Annotated in this window: 1 pseudogene; it reads right to left on the bottom strand. The window is 38.3% G+C overall.

The annotated features are described in order from the left end of the window. Window positions 1–4,528: pseudogene (locus PVV64_RS09880) on the bottom strand (hypothetical protein); the annotation flags it as partial.

The raw sequence follows: 4,528 nt of genomic DNA, 5'->3' as shown, positions 1-4,528 counted from the left end.
ATACGACGTGCCACTCCAGTACTATTCGCAACGGTGATTTCTGTACCTTCTTTCTCAGAACCTATCTTGATAACCTTACTCTCTTTATCTTGCTTCACAAGGCTATCACTCACAACTTGGCTAATCTGATTGGTGATTTCATTATGCATATTCGTGACAGAATTATTTACACCTTCAAAAGCAGTCGCAACATTATGATAGGTCTTCTCTTCAAGCTTACCATTCTCACCAAATTGCTGAACTTTGAAATCTGGAGCTTTCCATTTTTCTTGCTTATATTCAGCTCCGCCACCTAAATAGCTGGCTAAAGTCTGATTGAATGAATAAAGCTGTTTACCGGTAACAGCATCCGTTGAAGTAGCTGTAATAGTGCCATCAAAAATATGCGTAATCTTGCTCTCTTTTCTTGCTTCTCCTTCCCCATGAAGAGCAACAAAAGCCTCATCAGTATTGCTCCAATTCAAAGAATCTTTTGCAACTCCTTGAGAGACTTCTTTAATACGCTGGTTGACATTCTTAATATTTGTATCAAGGCCTGAAAAGGCTGAACCAACATCATTAAAGGACTTATCTGTAATCTGACCTTCTTTAGAAACTTCCGATAATGCATAAATTGGCTGTGTAAGAGTACCATCTTTAAAGGCTGCGCTACCACCTAAAAACTTTGCAATATCCTCACCCATTTTATTGATCTGACCGCCCGTAATGGCATCATGCGATTCACTAGCAATCTTACCATCAGCAACATTATGAAGTGCAACGGGTGTAGAATCCTTACCTTTGCCTAAAGTCACATTTGTATAATCAATTTCATCATTTTCCTTTTTATCATAATGAACAACAGCGGAATCATCTGACTGAAGATGATTAATCTGGTTGGTAATCTCATTTTTGATATTCGTAAAAGACGTACCAACTCCCGTTAAAGCTTCCGCTACATTAGTATAATTCTTCTCTTCAGGGTTACCATCCTCTTTAACTGTTGTAATCTTGAACTTTGGCGCCGTCCATATGCCATTGTCATACTTAGCAGTACCGCCAAAAGACTTCGCAACATCATTGCCTAAGGAATAAAGTTGTGAACCATTGACTGCATCCGTTGAAGCAGAAGTAATATTTCCAGCCAAAATATGTGTAATCTTGCTATCTTTTCTTGCATCGCCTTCTCCATGAGAAGCAACAAAAGCACTATCAGCATTGCTCCAATTTAAAGAATCCTTGGCAATTTCTTGAGTAATATTGGTGACTTCCTCATTAAACTTATTAACGACGTTCGTTAGATGCTCATTCACATTTTTGAAGTTTGTATCAATTCCAGCAAAAGCAGAATTAACATCATTATACGTCTTTTTTTCACCTTCATTACTGTTACTATCAAAGGTTCTCAGTGTGAAGCTTGGAGCCGTCCATTTGCCATTGTCATACTTAGCATTACCGCCAAAAGACTTCGCAACATTGTCGCCTAAGGAATAAAGTTGAGAGCCCGTTATCGCTTCCGTCGATCCTTTGGAAATTTCTCCATTGGCAAGGAATTTAAGTTTGCTATTCGTTTTTTTACTTCCTTCCCCATGAAGAGCTACAAAAGCACCCTCAGCACTACTCCAATTTAAAGAATCCTGTGCAACTCCCTCTGAGACTTCCTTAATCCGGTCATTCACATTCTTGATATTTGTATCAAGTCCTGTAAAAGCTGAACCAACATCGGTAAAGGACTTGTTTGCTACTTTACCATCTTTCTCTACCTGAGATAATTCATAAGTCGGTCCTGTAAAAGCTCCATTGTTAATGGCTGCTTTCCCACCCAAGAATTTAGCTATATCATCACCAATTTTATAAATCTGTCCGCCCGTAATCGCTTCATGCGACTTATCAGCAATATTACCATTAGCAACATTGCGAAGAACTGTGGGGTTTCGATTTTTACCACCAAAAGTAACGCTCGTATAATTAATGGTGCTATTTTTATCGTCTTTATCATAATGAACAACAGCGGAATCATCGGACTGAAGATGATTAATCTGTTTGGTAATTTCATTTCTGACATTCGTGAAAGATGTACCAACTCCTGCAAATGCAGCCGTTACATTTTTATAAGTCTTATCTTCAGAGCTACCATCTTCTTTAACTGTTGTAATCTTAAAGCTTGGTGCCGTCCATTGGCCATTTTTATATCGAGCATTACCGCCAAAAAACGTGGCAACCTTATCACCCAAGGAATAAAGCTGGCTACCCGTAACAGCATCCGTTGAGCCAGAAGTAATAGCACCATCTAAAATATGCGTAATTTTGCTAGCTTTTCGTTCCTTATTTGCACCATGTAGCGCACTAAAGGCATTGTCAGACTGGCTCCACGACAAGGAATCTTGAGCAACTCCTTGAGAGACTTCTTTAATACGCTTGTTCACATTTTGAATGCTTGTATCAAGTCCTGCAAAGGCTGAACTAATACTCTTAAAGTTATCCTTCGTTACAGTACCTTGTTCAGAAATTTTAGATAATTCATAGGTTGGTCCTGTAAAGGCTCCATTGTTAAAGGCTGCTTCTCCGCCCAAGAATTTGGCTATATCTGAACCAATTGTATAAATCTGTCCGCCCGTGACCGCTTCATGAGACTTATCATCAATAATACCATTAGCAACATTGCGAAGAGTTGTGTGGTTCTTATTCTTGCCACCAAAAGTTACACTCGTATAATTAATGGTACCATCCTGCTGTTTATCATAATGAATAACCGCTGAATCATCTGACTGAAGATGATTAATCTGATTGGTAATTTCATTTTTGATATTTGTGAAAGACGTACCTACACCTTCAAAAGCAGCAGAAATACTTTCGTATTCTTTTTCTTCAACTTCACTACCATCATCTTTGAATGTTGTAATCTTGAACTTTGGAGCGATCCATTGTCCATTTTCATACTTGGCATTACCGCCCAAAAACTTCGCAATATTGTCACCTAAGGAATAAAGTTGAGAGCCCGTTATTGCTTCCGTCGATTCTTTAGAAACTTCTCCATTGGCAAGAAATTTAAGTTTACTTGCTTTTCTATCCTCGCCATCTCCATGAAGGGCTACAAAAGCACTATCCTTCTCGCTCCACAATAAAGAATCTTGTGCAACTCCCTGAAATATTTTTTTAATCCGTTGATTGACATTCTTAATATTTATATCAAGACCTGCAAAAGCTGTTCCAATACTTTGAAAAGAACTGCCCGTTACAATTCCATTTGTGTCAACGTATGATAGTTTATAAGTTGGAGCCGTAAAAGCTCCATTATTAAAGGCCGCATCTCCACCTAAGAATTTGGCTATATCGTCACCAATTTTATAAATCTGTCCGCCAGTGATCACTTCATGAGACTTATCACCGATAATACCATTAGCAACATTATGGAGAGCTGTGAGGGTTTTATCTTTACCACCAAAAGTGACACTCGCATAATCAATCTGATTATCCTTTTTATCATAATGAACAACCGCTGAACCCTCTGATTGAAGATGATTAATCTGTTTGGTAATTTCATTGGTAACTTTATTCTCGACCTTCGTGATAGAAGTACCAACTCCTGCAAAAGCTTCTGCTACATTCTGGTATATCTTATCTTCTTTATCGCCATTATCATTAACTATTGTAATCTTGAACTTTGGAGCGGACCATTGGCCTTTTTCATATTTTGCTCCACCACCAAAAGATGAGGCAATTCCACTTCCTAAAGAATAAAGTTGTGAACCATTGACCGCATCCGTTGATTCAGCAGTAATATCTCCAGCTTTAAGATGCATAATCTTGCTATTGGTCTTCGCATCACCCTTGCCATGATCGGCAACAAAAGCGTCGGCTTCCTTACTCCACAACAAGGCATCGCCTTGAACTGATTGAGTAATATTATTTACTTTTTCAGTAAATTCAGTGACGACATTTTCTAAATGATTATTCACGTGCTTAACATTTGCGTCAAGACCAGCAAAGGCTGCACCAACATTATCATAGCTAGCCTCTCCTAAAGTTCCTTCTTCAGAAAAACTTGATAATTTATAAGTTGGCTTTGTAAAATTACCATTGTTAAAAGCCGCATTACCACCTAAAAATTTTGCAACATCTTGAGAGATGGTATTAATTTGACCACCCGTAACCACATCATGTGAATCCTTGACAATATTACCATTAGCAACATTGTGGAGAGCTGTGAGAGTTTTATCTTTACCACCAAAAGTGACACTTGCATAATTAATGGTACCATTCTTATCGGCTTTATCATAATGAACAACTGCAGAATTATCTGATTGAAGGTGATTAATCTGGTTGGTAATCTCCTTAGTAATTTTATTCTGAACGTTGGTAAAAGAAGTACCAACCCCTGCCAAAGCATCCGCTACATTATCATAAGTCTCACTTTTTTCTTGACCATTATCCTTGACTATATTAACCTTGAAGCTTGGAGCTGTCCATTTGCCATCCTCATATTTGGCACCACCGCCCAAATACGTAGAAAGCGCATCCCCTACAAAATAAAGCTGTTTACCCGTAA

This window comes from Bartonella sp. ML70XJBT.G, from assembly GCF_028618575.1.
Lineage (GTDB): Bacteria > Pseudomonadota > Alphaproteobacteria > Rhizobiales > Rhizobiaceae > Bartonella.
Note: the sequence above shows the minus strand (reverse complement) of the source record. Positions and strands in the feature narration are given on the sequence as shown.